This window comes from Myroides gitamensis, from assembly GCF_029894455.1.
Taxonomy (GTDB): Bacteria; Bacteroidota; Bacteroidia; order Flavobacteriales; family Flavobacteriaceae; genus Flavobacterium; species Flavobacterium odoratum.
Genome location: NZ_JARYHN010000001.1, coordinates 3,239,176 through 3,258,262 on the forward strand (window position 1 = coordinate 3,239,176; position 19,087 = coordinate 3,258,262).

Consider the following 19,087-nt stretch of genomic DNA (forward strand, 5'->3'; position numbering starts at 1 on the left):
TTGTTTGTATTAATAATTAATTTGTACCCAACCTGTTCTCATTTTTCCATTTGAAACAATTACATAATAGTACGTTCCTGATGGTAATTTATTGCCAGATTTATCTTGTCCTTTCCACTCACTCTGATATAAACCTTGAGAATACACTTCTATTCCAGTTCGGTTAAAGATCTGGATTTTTGAAACTCCGTGTTCACTTAAATCAAATGAATCATTCAATCCATCGCCATTTGGTGAAATTCCCTTCGGAATTGGACATTCTTCAAAATCGATAGTGAAACTACTTTGATCCACACAAACAGCTCCTTTTTTACCTTCCAATGTAGCAAAAATGTAAATGGTTGTTGGCTCATAGATGATTGTTCCTACTGGTAATTCTGTACCTTCTCCATTTGGCAACGTATAGTATTTGTTATACTCAGACAAAGCTGGTAATGGATAAACTTCACAAGTAAACACCATATTTTCAAATCGATCTGCTATAGGTTGTTCTACAATTTCTAAAGAGAAATGTGATTCACCATAACATCCTTTTTCATCTACTCTATAAATATAAATATCGTGTGTACCAACTACATCCAATACATCTCCTTCTACATATTTGGTACCTAGACCATTTTTCTGCGTATAATACGCTTCCCCTTCTTTTAATGCTGGGAATGTATAAATACTACAAACACTAACATCTTTCGCAACCGTTACATCTAATGGAGGCTGAACAACAACTCTAAACGTCTTAACTAAACTACAACCTGTATTTTTGTTGGTTAGCTTCGCATAGATTGTTTTACTTCTTTCTGTAAATTCATGGATATTATCCAATGGATTTACATTATTATTCATATCCTCTTCCGTTTCGAAATATTGTAATGTATACTTTGTTGGATCTAACTCACCTAAAATTTTAGCGTTATTATCACTCAAATCTACAAAATTTATTTCTCCTAGTTCACGTGCACAATCCACTAATTCTACTGGTGTACCCATCACGAAATCTTCTTTAACGAAATTGAATTCTTTTGTCAATTCAGTAATTTCTCCACAGATTTCATACGTAGCTTTCGCTGTATATTTTACAGATTCAGTAACACTAATATCAATGGTAGTTTCAGAAGAGAAAAACTCTCCATCTTTTTCCCATAAGAATTCTGCTGTTGAATCACCGTCTGGAGTAAAACGCCATGCTTCATTTTGAGCAGTCCAACGACCTGTATTACGTCCTGGAGGCGCTATTCCTTGTGTACCATCAGCATTTTGGATTCCAATAATGGCATTTCCATTCCAGCTATCACAATCCGCATTTCTATTTTTTACATAAACCTCAATGATATTGGTTCCTTCATACATCACAATCTGAGAAGTTTGAGTACTTCCTTCTATATCGTCTGGATTGTAACCGCAACTGAACATTCCTAATTGATACACATTAAAGACCAATGTTCTACAAGGGGCTTTACCAATAATCTGATAATTGATTGAACGGCTATCAGGAGAACGGGCTGGATCTGTATCTTGAAATACCCCCATAATAGCATTCACGTTAGGTCCTTGTGACATTACCAATCTTCCTGGATCACTCGGAATAGGAGATACTGCATTATATGCTGCTCCATCACCCGCTCCTCCATTTGGTGTATAACGCCCTCCTGGTACAACGTTTTTAATACTGAAACTAATCGTTCCATTTGTATTAATTAATATTTTATCATAACTATTTCCATAAAAACAGAAATCAAAGCCAAGATCTATAATATCGGACCATCTATCATCTGTTGTAAGCTCAATCGCGTCACCTCCTTTGAATGGGAAAGGTGGGCGGTATTCAATTGGATCAACTTTGTACTTATTCGTTTTTAGAATATCATAATACGAAGCTCCTAATGTAAAGTTAAACGCTCCTTTCTCACAAATTACATAATCCCCATTTTCATTTTTCTCAAATCCTTCGATTTCTGAAAATTCGATATCTGCATCTACTTTCGCACACCCTGGAGGTGGAATAAAGGAGATAACACCTGGTTTAGACCATCTTCCTTTATCTGTATCAGAACAAATCGGACGGACATAAAATTTGTAAAAACGATCCTCTGGATTTGCTGGATCTGGATCTGGATACACATATCTTGGTTGATTTACCACAATACCTGCTGTGGCATCACCTGGCACTGTTGTATCATCTAAATCCACGATAAATACTTCCCATTGTGTTTCATCTCCATGCGATTCCCATGTCAATAAAGCACTTGCAGGAATTGATCCTTCGATTGGTTCAGCTTGCAAGTCTGTAACAGCAGGACAAGATAAACGTTTTAGTGTAATGTTGTCAATAGCCGCAGGTGGTTGAGTTCCTCCGCTACCATCTTGTCTCCATTCGAAAACAAGTCGAAGCGTACTTCCAGCATACGCCCTCAAATCAAGGATTTCATCCACTGAAGCAAATGTTTCTTGATTATTGAACTCTGCTCCAATCTGTCTGCGATTTGTTCCTGCTGTAATTTGTTGTCCTGTTGTAGGAACAAAAGAATTAGGTACTAACCACACTCTAAAATAATCAAGTCTTGAAAATGTAAATCCTTCCCCCATACAACGCCAATCAAAAGAGAAATTACTTTCTGAAGTACCTGCAGGAACGGCGATATCGCGATAAGCATGAGTTACCATTGTACCACTACGCTCATATTCATTCGTTGCTCCATTGTCTTTAGAAATATATAGGGATTTTGTTCCACCATTGTGTACCGCAGTTCCAATTACCCATTTATTCGCCGTACCCGTACCCATACTCCAGTTATTATCGCCTTCGAAATCCTCTGTATAAGGCATTTCAGCAGCAATTTGTCCTGTTGTAATCGGTACATGTACCCAGAAACTCTTATCTGTAGCACTACAAACCGTTCTCACCCATACATAGTATTGCGTATTTGCCGTTAATCCTGTAATTGTATAAGGATTATCCGTTGTAACGACTGATCCAGTTACTGTTGCTCCAGGGGATGTAGCAGTAGTGGAATGATATACTTCGTATTGTGTTTGTCCTGTTACAGCTGTCCATGAAACAGTAATTGAAGAATCCGTAACCGTCGATACAGCTAAGTTAGTTGGAGGATAACAAGTCACAACTGCTACTTCAACATTATCAATTGCTGCTGGAGGTTGAGTTCCTACACTACCATCTTGGCGCCATTCAAACACTAAACGCATTGTTTGACCAGCAAATACCGCAGCATTTTGAATCATTTGTGTTCTTCTAAATTCAGCATTTGCATTATATTCTCCACCTAATTTAATTCTATTCGTTTCAGCTGTTATTTGAGTACCTACTGTTGGTACAAATGTAGTAGGCACCAACCAAGCTCTAAAATAATCACTTGAGGTTCCTTCTCCTACACAACGCCAATCAAAAGCTACACTAATATCTGTAGTTCCCGCTGGAACTACAATATCACGATAAGCGTGTGCAACAGTTGCAACACTAATATCATATGTATTTGTTGCCCCATTGTCTTTTGAAATATAAAGTGACTTCGTACCACCATTTTGAGCAGCAGTACCTACCACCCATTTATTCAAAGCATTACTGCTTTTATTCCAATTATCTTGTCCTTCAAAGCCGTCAGTATAAGGCAATTCACCAGGCACTTGTCCGGTTACAATTGTCACTTTTTTCCAAAAACTTTTATCCGTAGCACTACAAACCGTTCTCACCCACACATTGTATTGCGTATTAGGTGTTAAACCTTGAATTGTGTAAGGGTTCTCTGTTGTAACAGTAGATCCCGTAACCGTTGCTCCAGGTTCTGTTGTTTCCGTAGTATGATAAACTTCATACTGTGTTTGTCCTGTAACTGCTGTCCATCCTACAGTTGCTGTAGTTGAAGTGGCTGCAGTCCATTCTAAATTTGTTGGAGCAGAACACGTAATTACAGAAACTGATACATTATCAATTGCTGCAGGGGGCTGTGTACCACCACTACCATCTTGTCTCCATTCAAATACCAAACGCATCGTTTGGCCTGCAAATGCAGTAGCATTTCCTACTAATTGTTCTCTTCTAAATTGATCATTACCATTATATTCTGATTGACCTAATCGAATTCTATCCGCTGCAGCGGCAATCTGTGTACCAGATACAGGATCAAAAGAAACAGAAACTGCCCATACTCTAAAGTAGTCCCATGTTCCACCTTCACCCACACAACGCCAGTCAAAATTAACGGCAATTTCATTTGTTCCAGCAGGAATTACAAGATCACGATACGCGTGAGCAACAGTAGAAACTCCAGTATCATATGTATTTGTAGCCCCATTATCCTTTGAGATATAAAGTGACTTCGTACCACCATTATTTACAGCAGTACCGACTACCCATTTATTTACAGTATTACTCTGTTTATCCCAATTATCGTGCCCCTCAAAATCATCATTGTATGGTAGTGCAGCTGCTATTTGTTTTGTTCGAATTGGCAATTGAACCCAAGAACTTTTGTCTGTTTCACTACAAACTGTTCTCACCCATACAAAATAATTTGTTGAAGGAGTTAATCCTTGAATTGTATAAGGGTTTGTTGCTGTAACAACTGATCCTGTAACCGTTGCCCCAGGTATAGTTGTTTCTGTCGTATGGTAAACTTCATATTGCGTTTGTCCTGTCGCAGCAGTCCATGCTATTGTTGCAGATGAAGTACTTACTGCATTTAATTGTAACGCCGTCGGAGCAGAACAAGTAATCACAGAGACTGATACATTATCAATTGCTGCAGGGGGCTGTGTTCCACCACTACCATCTTGTCTCCATTCAAATACCAAACGCATCGTTTGACCTGCAAATGAAGTAGCATTTCCTACTAATTGTTCTCTTCTAAATTGATCATTACCATTATATTCTGATTGGCCTAATCGAATTCTATCCGTTGCAGCTGCAATCTGTGTACCAGATACAGGATCAAAAGAAACAGGAACGGCCCATACTCTAAAATAATCAAACCTCGTTGTAGTACCTTCACCTACACAACGCCAATCAAAATTAACAGCAATTTCATTTGTTCCAGCAGGTATTGAAATATCACGATACGCGTGAGCAACAGTTGAAACTCCAGTATCATATGTATTTGTAGCCCCATTATCCTTCGAAAGATAAAGCGACTTAGTACCACCATTATTTACAGCAGTACCGACTACCCATTTATTTACAGTATTACTCTGTTTATCCCAATTATCGTGCCCCTCAAAATCATCATTGTATGGTAGTGTAGCTGCTATTTGTTTTGTTCTAAAAGTAGCAGCAACAGAAAACACGGATGTATCATCTGCAGCACAATTCGCTCGCACATATAAGGAATAATTAGTTGAGCCCGTCAATCCACTAACAGTTATTGGTAATGTTGCTAAATCTGTTACAGTACCAGAAGTTACTAGACCTGTAGCGCCAGAACCAGCAGCACCTTCTGTTCTAATTTCATATGAAACTCCTGTCGTTGAATTGCGCTCTGTTACATTAAAACTAACAGACGTAGCGGCAACATTTGTTATTTGAGCGCTAATTGGAGCGCAGGTAATTTCAGTTCCAAACGTCAATTTTATATTTGGTCGACCTGTTGTTGCTGATAAATTTGCTGTAGGTACAGTTGTATCTCTACCTATTTCAAAATGCATATTTGTAGCAGTAGTAGATTTAATTTCTAATCCTGCTGTTCCATCACCATTACCACCTCCTCCAAAATTCGTTTCAACTAGTACCAATAGATTTTTAGTTCCCCCTGTATAATTAAAAGAAGTCACTAAATTAATGTTATTGAATCCAACATTCGTAGGAGTAAATTCTTCATCATAAACTACACTTGCTCCCTGAATGAAAGTATCCCAATTTCCAGCAACTAATGCCGTCGACTCCACCTCTTTTAAGTAAATTTTAACGGGTCTTGCCCCTTTAATTACACCAATATCCCAAGCGAGTTTATTGATAAAACCTACTTGATTTATCTCAGCAGATGTATAAAGTGCTACAGAACGCGAATATCCATGATAGCTGCTCAAGGGCTGCCTCATGGAAGCTGTACCTGTGCCAATCGTGACCTCTTGCCCATAAGTAAAAAATATACTCAGCAAGAAACAGAATAGCACTGTAATTCTTTTCATACGTTTTAAGTTTTAAGTTAGTTATCGTCAAATATAGAATTTTTTTATACAAAGATTAACAAAATTCAGCCTCTCCACGTCGACAAACCCTTAGCTACAGGGCTATTTTATTGGTATTCATTCAAAATAACAAATAATTAACCTTACTTATTCTTTTCATTTAAGTTAAAAAATTAGCATCATAAATCATAAGCCCCTAAAATAATTAAAAAATAGTTTTTTTCACAAATTCGTATAAGTTCTCAGAAATTCAATCATTTAACCTTGTAATTTCTCTTATCTAAATGGATAAAAAAAAGCCCCTACCATATAAAATGGTAAGGACTTCTTAAAATATACTAACTTAATACTTAAAACTCCAATTATTTGATTATTACAAACTCACTACGTCTGTTGATTGCGTGTTCCTCTTCTGTGCAGTTCGCTTTACAATCAATCTTCGGTACACTTGGTCCATAACCTTGTGACTCTAATCGGTAAGCTTCAATGCCTTTTGACAACACATATTGAACTGTTGTTTTTGCACGATTCTCTGATAACTTCTGGTTGTACGTCGCACTTCCGCGGTTATCCGTATGTGAACCTACCTTGATGCGCATCTCTGGATTGCGCTTCATTACTTTCACCAACTTATCCAATTCGATTGCCCCTTGTTGGGTAATGTTGAAACGGTCAAACTCGAAGTAAACGTCACCTAAGATAATCTCATCTTTAGTCACAATTACCTCAATCGGACGCAAGCCTACATTAACTAACTGACGACCTCCTTTGCGGTTCAATGGAACTTCGACAGCCTTCCCTTCAAAGTCATCCATGTCCACTTGTAAGTGGTAAAATTTCCCACAATCTACAACATATTCCACAATACCTCGGTGATCTGTAAACTTCGTTTCAATCAAGTTCTTGCGATCGTCATAGATATCCACACGCGCTCCTGTTAAGATCTTACCTGTGTCTTTATGCGTTACCGTAACATACATCTCTGTATTACAAACGGGTTTCGCTTTATAGATATCATCACGCCCAATGCGGTTCGTTGAGAAGAAACCAATGTCTTTTCCTGGGTAAAATGAAAAAGCAAAATCATCTTTCGCCGTATTGATCGGCGCGCCTAAGTTCTTCGGCTCTGCTTGTGGAATAGCTAAGTCAACCACATAGATATCTAAACCTCCAAATCCTTTGCGAGAATCCGAAGCAAAATATAGCTTCCCATCCTCTGAAATAAATGGAAACGATTCGCGGCCTTCGGTATTGATCTGACTACCCATATTCACAGGTGTACCATAATTTCCGTCCTCATCAATATCTACTTTCCAGATATCCGTGCTTCCCATTGTTCCTGGCATATCGGATGAAAAGTACAACGTACGACCATCTTTGCTCACACTTGGGTTACTTACCGAGTAATCGCTACCGTTGAATGGTACGGGTTCGAAATCTGCCCATTTACCCTTCTTCTTCGTCGCTCTAAAAACACTAACCTTACCTAGCTTCACTAATTTGGCCTTGTTCTTAGTAAACTTCCCCGCGCGGAAACTCTCCGTAGCAAAGTACATCGTATGACCATCTCCGGTTACCGTAGCTGGTCCATCGTGATACTTCGTGTTCAACTCGGAAACAGGTTCTACATCATACAAAGGATCTTCTGCATTCTTGTATTTCGCCTGAAAGATATCCAAGTATCCTTGGTTATCCCATCCGTATTTATTCTTAGACTTGTTCCCCTTACGAGTAGACGCAAAATAAAGCGTATCACCGACTGTTAAAAAGGCACCAAAATCATTCCCCTGACGGTCATTGATCCCTGATTCCTCAAAGGTAAACAACTCCTCTTGTGCGCGTAAACGAGGAATGTAATCCGGCTCACGCATAAAAGCAATCGCTCGTTGATCCTCCGGGTTGCGCTCGGCAAACTTGCGCATAGCCGCATTTGATGAATCATAACGACCACTTGCCTTAAGCATCTGAGCATAGCGATAGTAAAATTCCGAATCTAAACTCGGATCCTTCTCCAATGCTTTTCCGTAGTACTTCGCCGCTTCAACGGTATTGAATATGTTGTAATAACAATCAGCCAATTGTAAATAAATATAATTATCTGTCTTCGCGCCGCGAATTAGCTTCTGGTATACTTTTGCCGCATCTACAAACTCATAATGCTTGTAGTGCTCATCGGCAATCTCTAAGGGCGTTTTTATCGGCTCCTGAGCACTCACACTCTGAGTTGCTAAGAGACCACCCAATAACAGCGCTAAATAAACCTTTCTTATTTTCATTGTATTGTTTTTATGCTATTAGAAATAACGAGATGAACTTGACACTTTCTTAGACAAGAAGATATCATAAAGAACCATAAACTCATGAGAGCCTTTGGCCACTTTGTTGATATCGGAAGTGATATAATCATACGCATAACCCACGCGTAATTGTGGCGTAACGCGGTAGTTGATCATACCTCCAACGGCATCTTCTAAACGGTAGCTAACTCCGGCCTCAATCTTGTTCAAATACATCACGTTCATGTTCAAGTCAAACGAGACAGGAGAGTTCATCGCGTATTTAATCATCGTAGATGGTTTCAACTTCCAATCTTGATCTAAATCAAAAACGTAACCTCCATTCAAATACATGTGAATCTCGCGCTGACCAAAATCCTTCCCATCGTAGTTCAAATAGTATTCTTTTATCATATTAGGAACTCCTAAACCGATAAAGTATTTATCCGTATAGTAGTACGCCCCAATACCTGCGTTGAAAAGAGTAGACTTGCTGTCTTCTCCAAAGGCAGGATCATAGGGATCAATGGTATAACCATCGCCAATATCAGAAAACAAATTGGCACTGTGAAACGTAGCTCCTGCTTTGATACCCAAGGCTAATTTATGAACACCACCTAGCTCCAAAGTATAAGAAAAATCCCCGTAAATATTGTTCTCCGTAACTGGTCCGATGCGGTCATTGATAAAAGACAAACCAACACCAACTTTCTTCCCTACTCGACTGTTGATGAAAAAAGTTCCTGTTTCGGGTGCTCCATCAAAACCAGCCCATTGTTTGCGGTACAAAGCTCCCATAGATACAGCATCCTTCGATCCTGCATAAGCCGGGTTCACAACACTCATGTTATACATATACTGCGTGTATTGTGGATTCTGTTGGGCTTTCACTTCAAGGCAACTAAGTAAACTCAGCACTCCTAATGTTAAAATATATTTTCTTCATATACGATTTATTTTTTTGAAACAACTGTGCGTGAAATCACACACAGTTGTTGTTTATATTAATAACTAAGTTGTATCCAACCTGATTTCATCTCACCATTAGCAACAATGACATAAAAATAAGTTCCTGATGGTAATTTATTACCCGATTTATCTTGTCCTTTCCACTCACTCTGATATAAACCTTGGGAATAAACCTCCATTCCATAGCGGTTAAAAATCTGAATTTTTGAAACTCCATAACCACTTAAATCCAATGAATCATTTATTCCATCGCCATTTGGTGAAATTCCCTTCGGAATTGGACATTCTTCAAAATCGATAGTGAAACTACTTTGATCCACACAAACAGCTCCTTTTTCACCTTCCAATGTAGCAAAAATGTAAATGGTTGTTGGCTCATAGATGATTGTTCCCGCTGGTAATTCTTTACCTTCACCATTTGGCAACGTATAGTATTTGTTATGCTCTGACAAGGCTGGTAATGAATATACCTCACATTTCAACACCATATTTGCTATGCGATCCGCAACGATCTGTTCTACAACCTCTAAGACAAACTGAGATTGACCAAAGCATCCTTTTTCATCTACTTTATAAACATAAATATCATGAATACCAATCTCACTAAATATAGCACCCCCTTCATATTTAATTCCTTCACCATATGGCTTCGTATAATACGCCTCTCCTTCTGCTAATTTTGGAAGTAAATACGACCCGCATACACTTTTATCCTCTAAAATAGTCACTGGCAAAGGTTTATCAACAGTCAACCTAAATGATTTGTATTCTATACATCCTGTTAGTTTATTCGTTAATTTAATAAAGATTGGTTTATTTGATCCTTTGTACTTAACGATATCTGGTAGCGAAGCCCTATCGGCAGCCCTATCTTCTTCTGTTTCATAGAACTTCAAAACATATCGCGTTGGATCAAGATTGCCATAAATATCAGGATATGCATCTCTCAAATCAAAGATATTTTCTTCCCCTGGTTTTTTTGTACATTGTATTAAATCTTTCACTTGACCTATTTCAAAATCTTCTTTCAGGAAGATAAACTCCTTCGTCATTACCGTTTCTTCTTCCCCACAGATTTGATAAATTGCTTTTGCCGTATATTTTACCGTTTTATCTATCTTAACTTGAATCTCAGCATTTGTACTCAAAAACTCATCATCTTTTTCCCATAAGAATTCAGCTGTAGAATCTCCATCTGGAGTAAAACGCCACGCTTCATTTTGAGCAGTCCAACGTCCTGTATTACGTTCTGGAGGAGTAATCCCTTGTGTGGCATCAGCATTTTGAAGCCCTATAATTGCATTTCCATCCCAACTACCACAATTTGCATGTCTATTTTTTACATAGACTTCTATAATATTACTGCCTTCATACATTACAATCTGAGAAGTTTGTGTTGTCCCTTCTACATCAGCTGGGTCATAAGCACAACCATTGCCACCTCCAAACATACCTAAACGATATACATTAAATACCAACGTTCGACAAGGAGCTTTCCCCATAATTTGGTAGTTAATAGAGCGATCTGGGGGAGCTTGGCCTGCCCCTGGATGTGTATCTTGAAATACCCCCATAATAGAATTTAAAGTAGGTCCTGACGTTCCCCCTGGGTTACTCGGAACTAATGTAGTAGGATTATAAGGCGCTCCAGTAGCTCCAGGTGTATAGACTCCTCCTGGCACTACACCTCGGATACTAAAACTAATCGTTCCATTCGTATTAATCAATATATTTCTATATTGATTTCCATAGAAACAAAATTCAAATCCCAAATCAATTACCCCTGACCATATATCATCCTGATTAAGTTGGATTGCACCTCCTCCTTTGAAAGGGAATGGTGGTTTATATTCAATTGGTTCAACTTTGTACTTATCTGTTTTTTTAATATCATAATATGCAGCACCTAATGTAAAATCAAATGCCCCTTTATCACAAATAACATACTCTCCTTTTTCATTCTGCACCAACCCTTCAAGTTCCGTAAATTCAATATCTGCCTTTACTTTCGCACAACCTGGAGGTGGAATAAACGAGATGACAGCAGGTCCTGTCCATTTTTTTTCCGTTCCATCACCACCACAAACTGGGCGAACATAAAATTTATAAAAACGAGGCGCTGGGTTTGTTGGATCTGGATCCCTAAACACATAACTCGTTTGGTTTACAATAATACCCCCTGGTGTTGTATTATTTGGCACCGTAGGATCTTCCAATTCAAAAATGATTACTTCCCATTGTGTTTCATCACCAAAGGAATCCCAAGTTAATAATGCGCTTTGAGGAGAAGCATTCTCAATTGCTTCTGCTTGAAGGTTTCTAACTTTCGGGCAAACTCCTTTTTCAATTCTTATGTTGTCAATAGCGCCAGGAGGTTGATCTCCACCATTTGCATCTTGACGCCATTCAAAAACTAATCGCATGACACGTCCTTGAAATTGGATTAGATCAATATTTTGGATAATATAATTGGTAAACGTTTCTTGTTGATTAAACATTCCACCAACTTGAATACGATCATCCGCAGCCGTAATTTGTTGCCCTACAATTGGCGTAAACGTATTTGGCACCAACCATACTTTAAAATAATCGCGTTTTGTCGTTGTTCCTTCTCCTAAACAACGCCAATCAAAACTTAAATTGGATTCGGCTGTCCCCATTGGAACGGCAATATCGCGATACGCATGCGCAACAGTTGCCACAGTTATATCATATGAATTCGTAGCTCCCTCATCTTTTGTTACATAAAGTGATTTATCTCCTCCGTTATTAACAGCTGTACCAATCACCCATTTATTCAACGCTGAACTTTGGAAATCCCAATCACTTACATCCTCAAAATCTTCATTATAAGGCATATCCGCTGGGATTTGTCCTGTATTGAAAGTCAGACGTACCCAGAAGCTTCTGTTGTTATCACCACAAACGGTTCTTATCCAAACATAATAGGTTGTTCTAGCACTTAGTCCCGTTATTGTATACGGGTTTTGAGTCGTAATAATTGACCCCGTAACAGTTTCACCCGGAGGTGTATTTACTGTCGAATAGTAAATTTCAAATTTATTTTGTCTCGGCACTCTTGTCCAAGCTACTTTAGCCGTAGTTCCACGCGTTTCAATTACTCTAAAATTTGTTGGCGCAACACAGCTTTTTGCTTCAACTTTTAAGTTATCAATAGCCACTGGAGGCTGATTACCACCTGCATTATCTTGTCTCCATTCAAATACTAAACGTACATTTTGACCGGCATAAGCTGTTGCATCGAAAATAATTTCTTCACTTTTAAAAGTATCTCTTCCATTAAACTGTGCACTGCCCAATCTAATTCTATTCGTACCCACTGCAATTTGCGTACCTACAGAAGGAGTATAATTCTGAGGAACTACCCAAACTCTAAAATAATCCGATATTGTACCTTCTCCTACACAACGCCAATCAAAGTTCACTTTCACTTCCTGGGTTCCTGCAGGTATTTTAAAATCTTTATACACATGAGAGACTTGAATTCCTGTAACATTATAGGTATTGGTCAATCCATAATTTTCACTAATATACAACGCTTTTGAACCACCATTATTCACTGCTGATCCAACAAACCATTTATTTTTTGAATCATTTTTCTTATACTCAAAATTAGTTACCCCTTCAAAGTTTTCGCTATAAGGTAACTCTTCCAATGTCATATCTGTTGCTAAAATTTTAGGACCATCCCAAACACTTAGTTTATTTGGTTCACATTTTGCACGTACCCATACTAAATATTGAGTTCCTGGCTTTAAATTAATAAACGTATGTGTTGTCGTATCCGTTGATGCAAGAATTCCATTACTACCAATAGGAGGTATAACACTTGCTGGAGCTTGAGGAGCTTCAGTTAAATACACCTCATACGATTGGGCAGTAGTTGAAGTCCAACTAACTGTTCCTTCAGTTGTCGTTATATTAGAAACTTGAATTGTATTACTCGCAACTTTTTTACAGAAATACGGTTTAATATTTAAATTATCAATCGCAGCAGGTGGATCTTCTCCCCCACTTGAATCCTGTTTCCACTCAAAAACGATGCGCATTTGCTGTCCTGCAAATGGAGCAACATGAATAAAAGCTCTTTCGTTCAAGAAAACTGCATTATCATAATATTGTTCTCTTCCGATTTGAATCCTAGTAGCATTAGCCGTAATTTGTGATCGAACTGTTGGCGTATATGTCATGGGAACTAGCCAAACTCTAAAATAATCCTTTAGTCCCGTTTGCCCTAAACAGCGCCAATCAAAAGTAATTTCTAAATCTTCCGCACCTTCTGGAATTTCAACATTCATATAAGCATGAGACACTTGAACACCTACATTATTATATGTATTAGTCACTCCAGCATCTTTACTAATATAAAGTGCTTTTGTTCCGCCATTATTTACAGCATTCCCAACATACCATTTATTATTTGTATCATTAACGTAATAAAAATGTGTTTCATCTTCAAAATTCTCAGTAAAAGGTAGTTGAACAATGTCTAAAGGCGTAGAAAAATCAAGCCCTTCACTATACAATGAATTTTGACTGTTCGCACAATTAGCACGAACATATAAAGTATAATCTGTTAATTGAGTTAACCCTCTTACAACAAAAGGTTGTACACTCATATTTGTAATCGTTCCAGATGCTGCCAAGCCCGTTGCTCCTGAACCTGGATTACCAGATGTTCTTATTTCATATGAAAAAGATGTTGTCGTTGTTTGAGAAGTAATAGAAAAACTGATACTTTTCGCTTTTACTGTATCGATTACAGCATGAATACCATAACATGTAATTTCTGGGCCAAATATCATTTTAATATTAGGTCTACTCGAAACAAAAGACAAATTACCTGATGCACTGGTATTATCTACTCTAGTGGTCAAATGTCGATTCGTACTTGCAGAAGCTTTAATTAGCAATCCTTCTGCCTCATCGATTCCAGCACCACCAGCATTTGTTTCGACTAAAACCAATACACTTTTAGTCCCTCCAACATAATTAAAACTTCGATCCAAATTAATTGTACGATAGCCTGTCGTATTTTTTGGAATAAAACTTCCGTTGTAGACCAACGTTGCTCCGGTTGTTAAAGTAGACCAATTAGCAGCGACTAAAGTATCTACCTCTACTGCTTTTAAATATATTTTCACAGGTCTACTATCACCCATCTTCCCGATATCCCAAGCTAACTTATTAATAAAGCCGGTTTGATTAATTTCAGCGGCTGTATATAATGCTGCTGAACGTTGATAACCGTAATAATTAGACAAAGGATACTCTTGAGTAATACTACCTGTGCCAATCGTTATTTCTTGTCCGTAGCTGAAATAAACACTCAGCAAGAAAAAGAAAAGCACTGTAATTCTTTTCATGTGTATTCGTTTTAGGTTAGTTACTGTCAAATATATAATTTTTTTTATATTAATATTAACAAAACGTAAATTAATATAAATCATATTATCACCTTATTTTAAATAAAAAAAATAGAATATATCAATTCATTATAAATATAAAATAATTTTCATCATATTCAAAAATGAAATATTTAAGCAAAAGGCACTGTTTTATTAACATTTCTTAATTTTTCCAGTCGTTTTGTTTCACTACAAAATCCTTGTTGCCGTTGTATTTCTAAAAGCTTTCACGCATTCAAATCACAAACTCTTACCTGACAAAAACCATCAACCCATATTTTTTTACTAATTTTGTCTACATAGACAATAGTTATATGATTGAAAGAGAAGAAATAAATTTTGAAAGATCTGTTATTGTAGGTATTATCAATAGAGATCAAGATGAAGCAAAGTTGAATGAGTACTTGGATGAGTTAGAGTTTTTAACTATTACGGCAGGTGGAGAAGTACACAAGCGTTTTAGTCAAAAATTAGATCAACCCAATGCGAAGACTTTCTTGGGAACGGGGAAAATGGAGGAGATCAAATCGTATATTGTCGAACACGATATTCACACGGTCATATTTGATGATGAACTTTCACCTGGTCAACAAAAAAACATTACTAGAATACTCGACTGTAAGGTCTTAGACCGAACCAACTTAATTTTAGACATTTTCGCTCAACGCGCACAGACTTCCTATGCGAGAACACAAGTAGAACTCGCTCAATTTCAATATTTACTTCCTCGTTTATCGGGAATGTGGACCCACTTGGAAAGACAGCGTGGAGGTATTGGAATGCGTGGTCCTGGAGAAACGGAAATTGAGACAGATAGACGTATCGTTCGCGATAGAATTACCTTGTTGCGTGAAAAATTAAAAGTAATTGACAAGCAAATGGCTTCTCAACGTAGTAATCGTGGAGCTATGGTTCGCGTGGCACTTGTTGGGTACACCAACGTGGGTAAATCGACGTTAATGAATGCCATTGGAAAAAGTGAAGTTTTCGTTGAGAATAAACTATTTGCGACTTTAGATACCACCGTTCGAAAAATTGTTATTGGCAATTTGCCTTTCCTTCTTTCTGATACTGTTGGATTTATTCGCAAACTTCCAACGCAATTAGTTGAGTCGTTTAAAAGTACATTAGATGAGGTTAGAGAAGCGGATTTACTCTTGCATGTAGTAGATATTTCTCACCATGATTTTGAAGATCACATTACCTCAGTGAATGATATTCTAAAAGACATCAAAAGTGATGATAAACCAACCATCATGGTATTTAATAAAATTGATGCCTACCATCCAGAAGTGATTGCAGAAGATGATTTAATGACAGAACGCACCTCTCGTCACTATTCAATTGAGGAATGGAAGAAAACATGGATGAACAAAGTGGGTGTAGATAATGCCATTTTCATCTCAGCGACCAACAAAGAAAACTTTGAGGAATTTAGAAAAAAAGTGTATGAGACTGTTCGTCAAATTCACATCACTCGATTCCCTTACAACAATTTCTTGTATCCTGATTTCGATCATTTAATTGAAAATGAAGAAGATAAAATTTAACTTTTATTTTAGAGTACAGCAAAGATAAAATGTAGTACTTTTATTATTCCGTTTAATCAAACGCCAATTCGTTATGCTTATATCAATCTTAACTAATACTAATTTCTCTTCAAATTTGAATTGCATCTGCACTTCGAAGGGGAATTTCTATGGATTGAGAATAGGCTAATATTTATATTATTTATTCAACGTTTAAAGGCTCCTCATTCGAGGGGCCTTTTTTTATTTATAACATTTAACAGGTACCATTATGCGTAAAAAAGAAATTTTACAGACCGAGAAATCCATTGCCTTAATTAAACAAACCTTTGCTGCAAAACTAAGCGAAGCACTAAATTTGTATCCTATTTCATCTCCTATGCTTGTCAATGAGGGGACAGGAATAAATGATGACTTAAATGGTGTTGAAAAAGCAGTTTCTTTTCCTGTAAAATTTTTATCTACTAATGCTGTAATTGTACACTCTTTAGCCAAATGGAAAAGAATTCGCTTGCAAGAGCTTGAATTACCGCTTTATGAGGGGATTCTAACGGATATGCGCGCCATCCGTGCCGATGAAGATTACAGTCCTATTCACTCTATTTATGTAGATCAATGGGATTGGGAATTGAGAATAGCACCACACAACCGTTGTTTAAGCTATTTAAAAGCCATTGTACGCCATATTTACCAAGCGCTAAGGGAAACTGAAGCTATGGTCTGGCAAGAGCTTCAGATTGAGCCTATACTTCCCGAAGCGATTTCCTTTATCCAGGCAGAACAACTCTTGCAACTCTACCCGACATTAAGTCCAAAAGAAAGAGAACAAGCCATCGTCAAAGAACACAAAGCTGTTTTCATTGTGGGTGTAGGGCATCCATTATCCGATGGGGCTCCTCACGATAGTCGAGCTTCCGATTACGATGATTGGAGTACGGCTACAGAAGATGGATACCGAGGATTGAATGGTGATTTACTCGTTTGGCATCCCGTTTTAGAGCAAGCTGTTGAATTGAGCTCGATGGGAATACGCGTCGATCAGGCCACTTTGCTACACCAATTAGCACTCACTCAAACCAGTAGTAGAATGAACTTGTTGTATCATCAATTGGTCATACAGGATCAAGTTCCTTTGAGCATTGGTGGTGGAATTGGTCAATCGCGACTTTGTATGTTTTTATTGCGCAAACAACACATTGGCGAAGTCCAAGTCAGTTTATGGCCTACTGAAGTTCGAGCCCAGGCTACGCAACAACAGATTTACTTATTGTAATAAAAAAAGCTCAAGCCTTCTGGCTTGAGCTTTTTTCTATTCTTGTAAAATCTACAATTAAAACGTATAGTTTACTCCTAAACCAATCATTTCTCTTAACTGGAAACCTTGGTATGCTTTATCATCGTAAACTGCTTGGAAAGTCAAGTTTGTAGATAAATACTTGTTCACTTTCAAAACAACATTCAATTGATAATCTAATACCACGTTTTCTGGTTTTTCTAAGTAGTTAGAATACAGGTTCAAGATGTTCTCAATAGAAACATTTTCCATTGGATTAAATTTGTAGTATCCATTAACTGCCATACCCAGTTGGTACTCCATTGTTTTACCTTTTTCCACCCCAAAAGCATCACCAAATTCAGTAAAATGCTTGTGAACCATGATAAAACGAGAAGTTGCTGGCGCAATGTTTACTTTTAGGTTGTCATCGTGTTTCCACAATAAACCAGGTCCTATTTGTAAATAAGCAGGTGACATAAAGTGTGTATTCTTATTCCCGTCTTTATCCCAACCAGAATCCATCTGTGTTTTAAAGTTCATGAATAATGAATAATACCACTTGTTTGTCATTTGCTTACCAAGTAAAGAGGTAATTTCTAAACGGTCATCCGTTTTCTTTTCTTTTTCCCCTTTTAACTTCGTTAGACCATAACTAACTTGAAATTTGTTGTCCCAGGTCCAATCGTCTTTCTTGTAATTCAAATCGTAATTCAAGTTTACATTTCCAGCAAGGTTATTGTCCCCACCTGCTTGCCAATTTGAAAAACTAGATTGATTTGCAATAAGAGCAAAATTCCCTTTTGAAGTCCAATTTTTTTGCACTTCAGTACCTTCAGCTTCCTGAGCTTGTGCGGAATACAACATAAACACAGCAGCAATGCTAAGCAAAAATTTTTTCATAATACTGTTATTTTAACACGAAAATAACAATAAACTGCGGAAAAGACAAAAAAAAATTACTTTTTTGCTAAACGTTTGTAAACAGGTACGGCTGAACAAGCTTCACCAAACATGACCGATCGCGCTGTATTCATCATCAATTGTGTTGCTAGAACGTATGCTTCCTCTGGAATCTCTTTCTTTGAGCAACCCTTGATAATCACAGGCAGGTCCTGATATTGACTATAATCTATCGCAAATAACAACTCTTGATAAATCGAATTTTCTAAATGGTGTTTATCCCCTAAGAAAACGCGTTTTGCAACTGGTTGTAAATAACTCGTTAAAAGCATATACGCCCAACCTGGTAATATCGCATCTGTTGAGCAATATAAACCAACGTAAGCATCTTGATAGATTGACCAATCAATCTCTTTTAGAGCCGCTCTGAAGTCTTTCTCTCGTAAAACAAAGCCTTCATATAACCACTGAGCAATATCCACTTCCATCCTTGGGTTGGTTGGATACATATCCTCCAAATCAAAGACTTTCAATGCACTATTGGCAACTTTATTTACAATTTCTCCTTCCATA

General features: G+C 37.5%; 8 protein-coding genes. 2 read left to right on the top strand and 6 right to left on the bottom strand.

Features of this window, described 5'->3' with window-relative positions; translation table 11 throughout:
- Positions 1 to 9: 9 nt before the first annotated feature.
- The 4 genes from M2306_RS14380 to M2306_RS14395 form a co-directional block, all read right to left on the bottom strand.
- Positions 10 to 6,135, bottom strand: a complete 6,126-nt coding sequence (locus M2306_RS14380) for a fibronectin type III domain-containing protein (RefSeq protein ID WP_259190946.1) — start codon at positions 6,133 to 6,135, stop codon at positions 10 to 12.
- A gap of 362 nt (positions 6,136 to 6,497) precedes the next feature.
- Entirely contained in the window at positions 6,498 to 8,411 is a 1,914-nt protein-coding gene (locus M2306_RS14385; RefSeq protein ID WP_115092122.1) for an OmpA family protein, read from the bottom strand.
- A gap of 18 nt (positions 8,412 to 8,429) precedes the next feature.
- Positions 8,430 to 9,329 (bottom strand): PorP/SprF family type IX secretion system membrane protein, encoded by a 900-nt coding sequence (locus M2306_RS14390; RefSeq protein ID WP_498882894.1) that lies wholly within the window; start codon positions 9,327 to 9,329, stop codon positions 8,430 to 8,432.
- An 86-nt stretch (positions 9,330 to 9,415) separates the two neighbouring features.
- The gene (locus M2306_RS14395; RefSeq protein ID WP_259190899.1) at positions 9,416 to 14,767 is read right to left on the bottom strand and encodes a T9SS type B sorting domain-containing protein; all 5,352 of its coding nucleotides are present in this window, start codon (positions 14,765 to 14,767) and stop codon (positions 9,416 to 9,418) included.
- 356 nt (positions 14,768 to 15,123) lie between these two features.
- Between M2306_RS14395 and hflX the strand changes: the two genes are divergently transcribed.
- Positions 15,124 to 16,359, top strand: coding sequence for a GTPase HflX (hflX, locus tag M2306_RS14400; protein ID WP_259190898.1), 1,236 nt, complete (start codon positions 15,124 to 15,126; stop codon positions 16,357 to 16,359).
- A gap of 250 nt (positions 16,360 to 16,609) precedes the next feature.
- Positions 16,610 to 17,611 (top strand): aspartate--ammonia ligase, encoded by a 1,002-nt coding sequence (asnA, locus tag M2306_RS14405; protein ID WP_259190897.1) that lies wholly within the window; start codon positions 16,610 to 16,612, stop codon positions 17,609 to 17,611.
- 57 nt (positions 17,612 to 17,668) lie between these two features.
- Here the strand turns inward: asnA and M2306_RS14410 are convergent, their stop codons facing one another.
- Positions 17,669 to 18,514, bottom strand: a complete 846-nt coding sequence (locus M2306_RS14410; protein ID WP_259190896.1) for a DUF3078 domain-containing protein — start codon at positions 18,512 to 18,514, stop codon at positions 17,669 to 17,671.
- Positions 18,515 to 18,570: 56 nt separating this feature from the next.
- Positions 18,571 to 19,086 (bottom strand): DUF2480 family protein, encoded by a 516-nt coding sequence (locus M2306_RS14415; RefSeq protein ID WP_002988783.1) that lies wholly within the window; start codon positions 19,084 to 19,086, stop codon positions 18,571 to 18,573.
- Position 19,087: the final 1 nt, after the last annotated feature.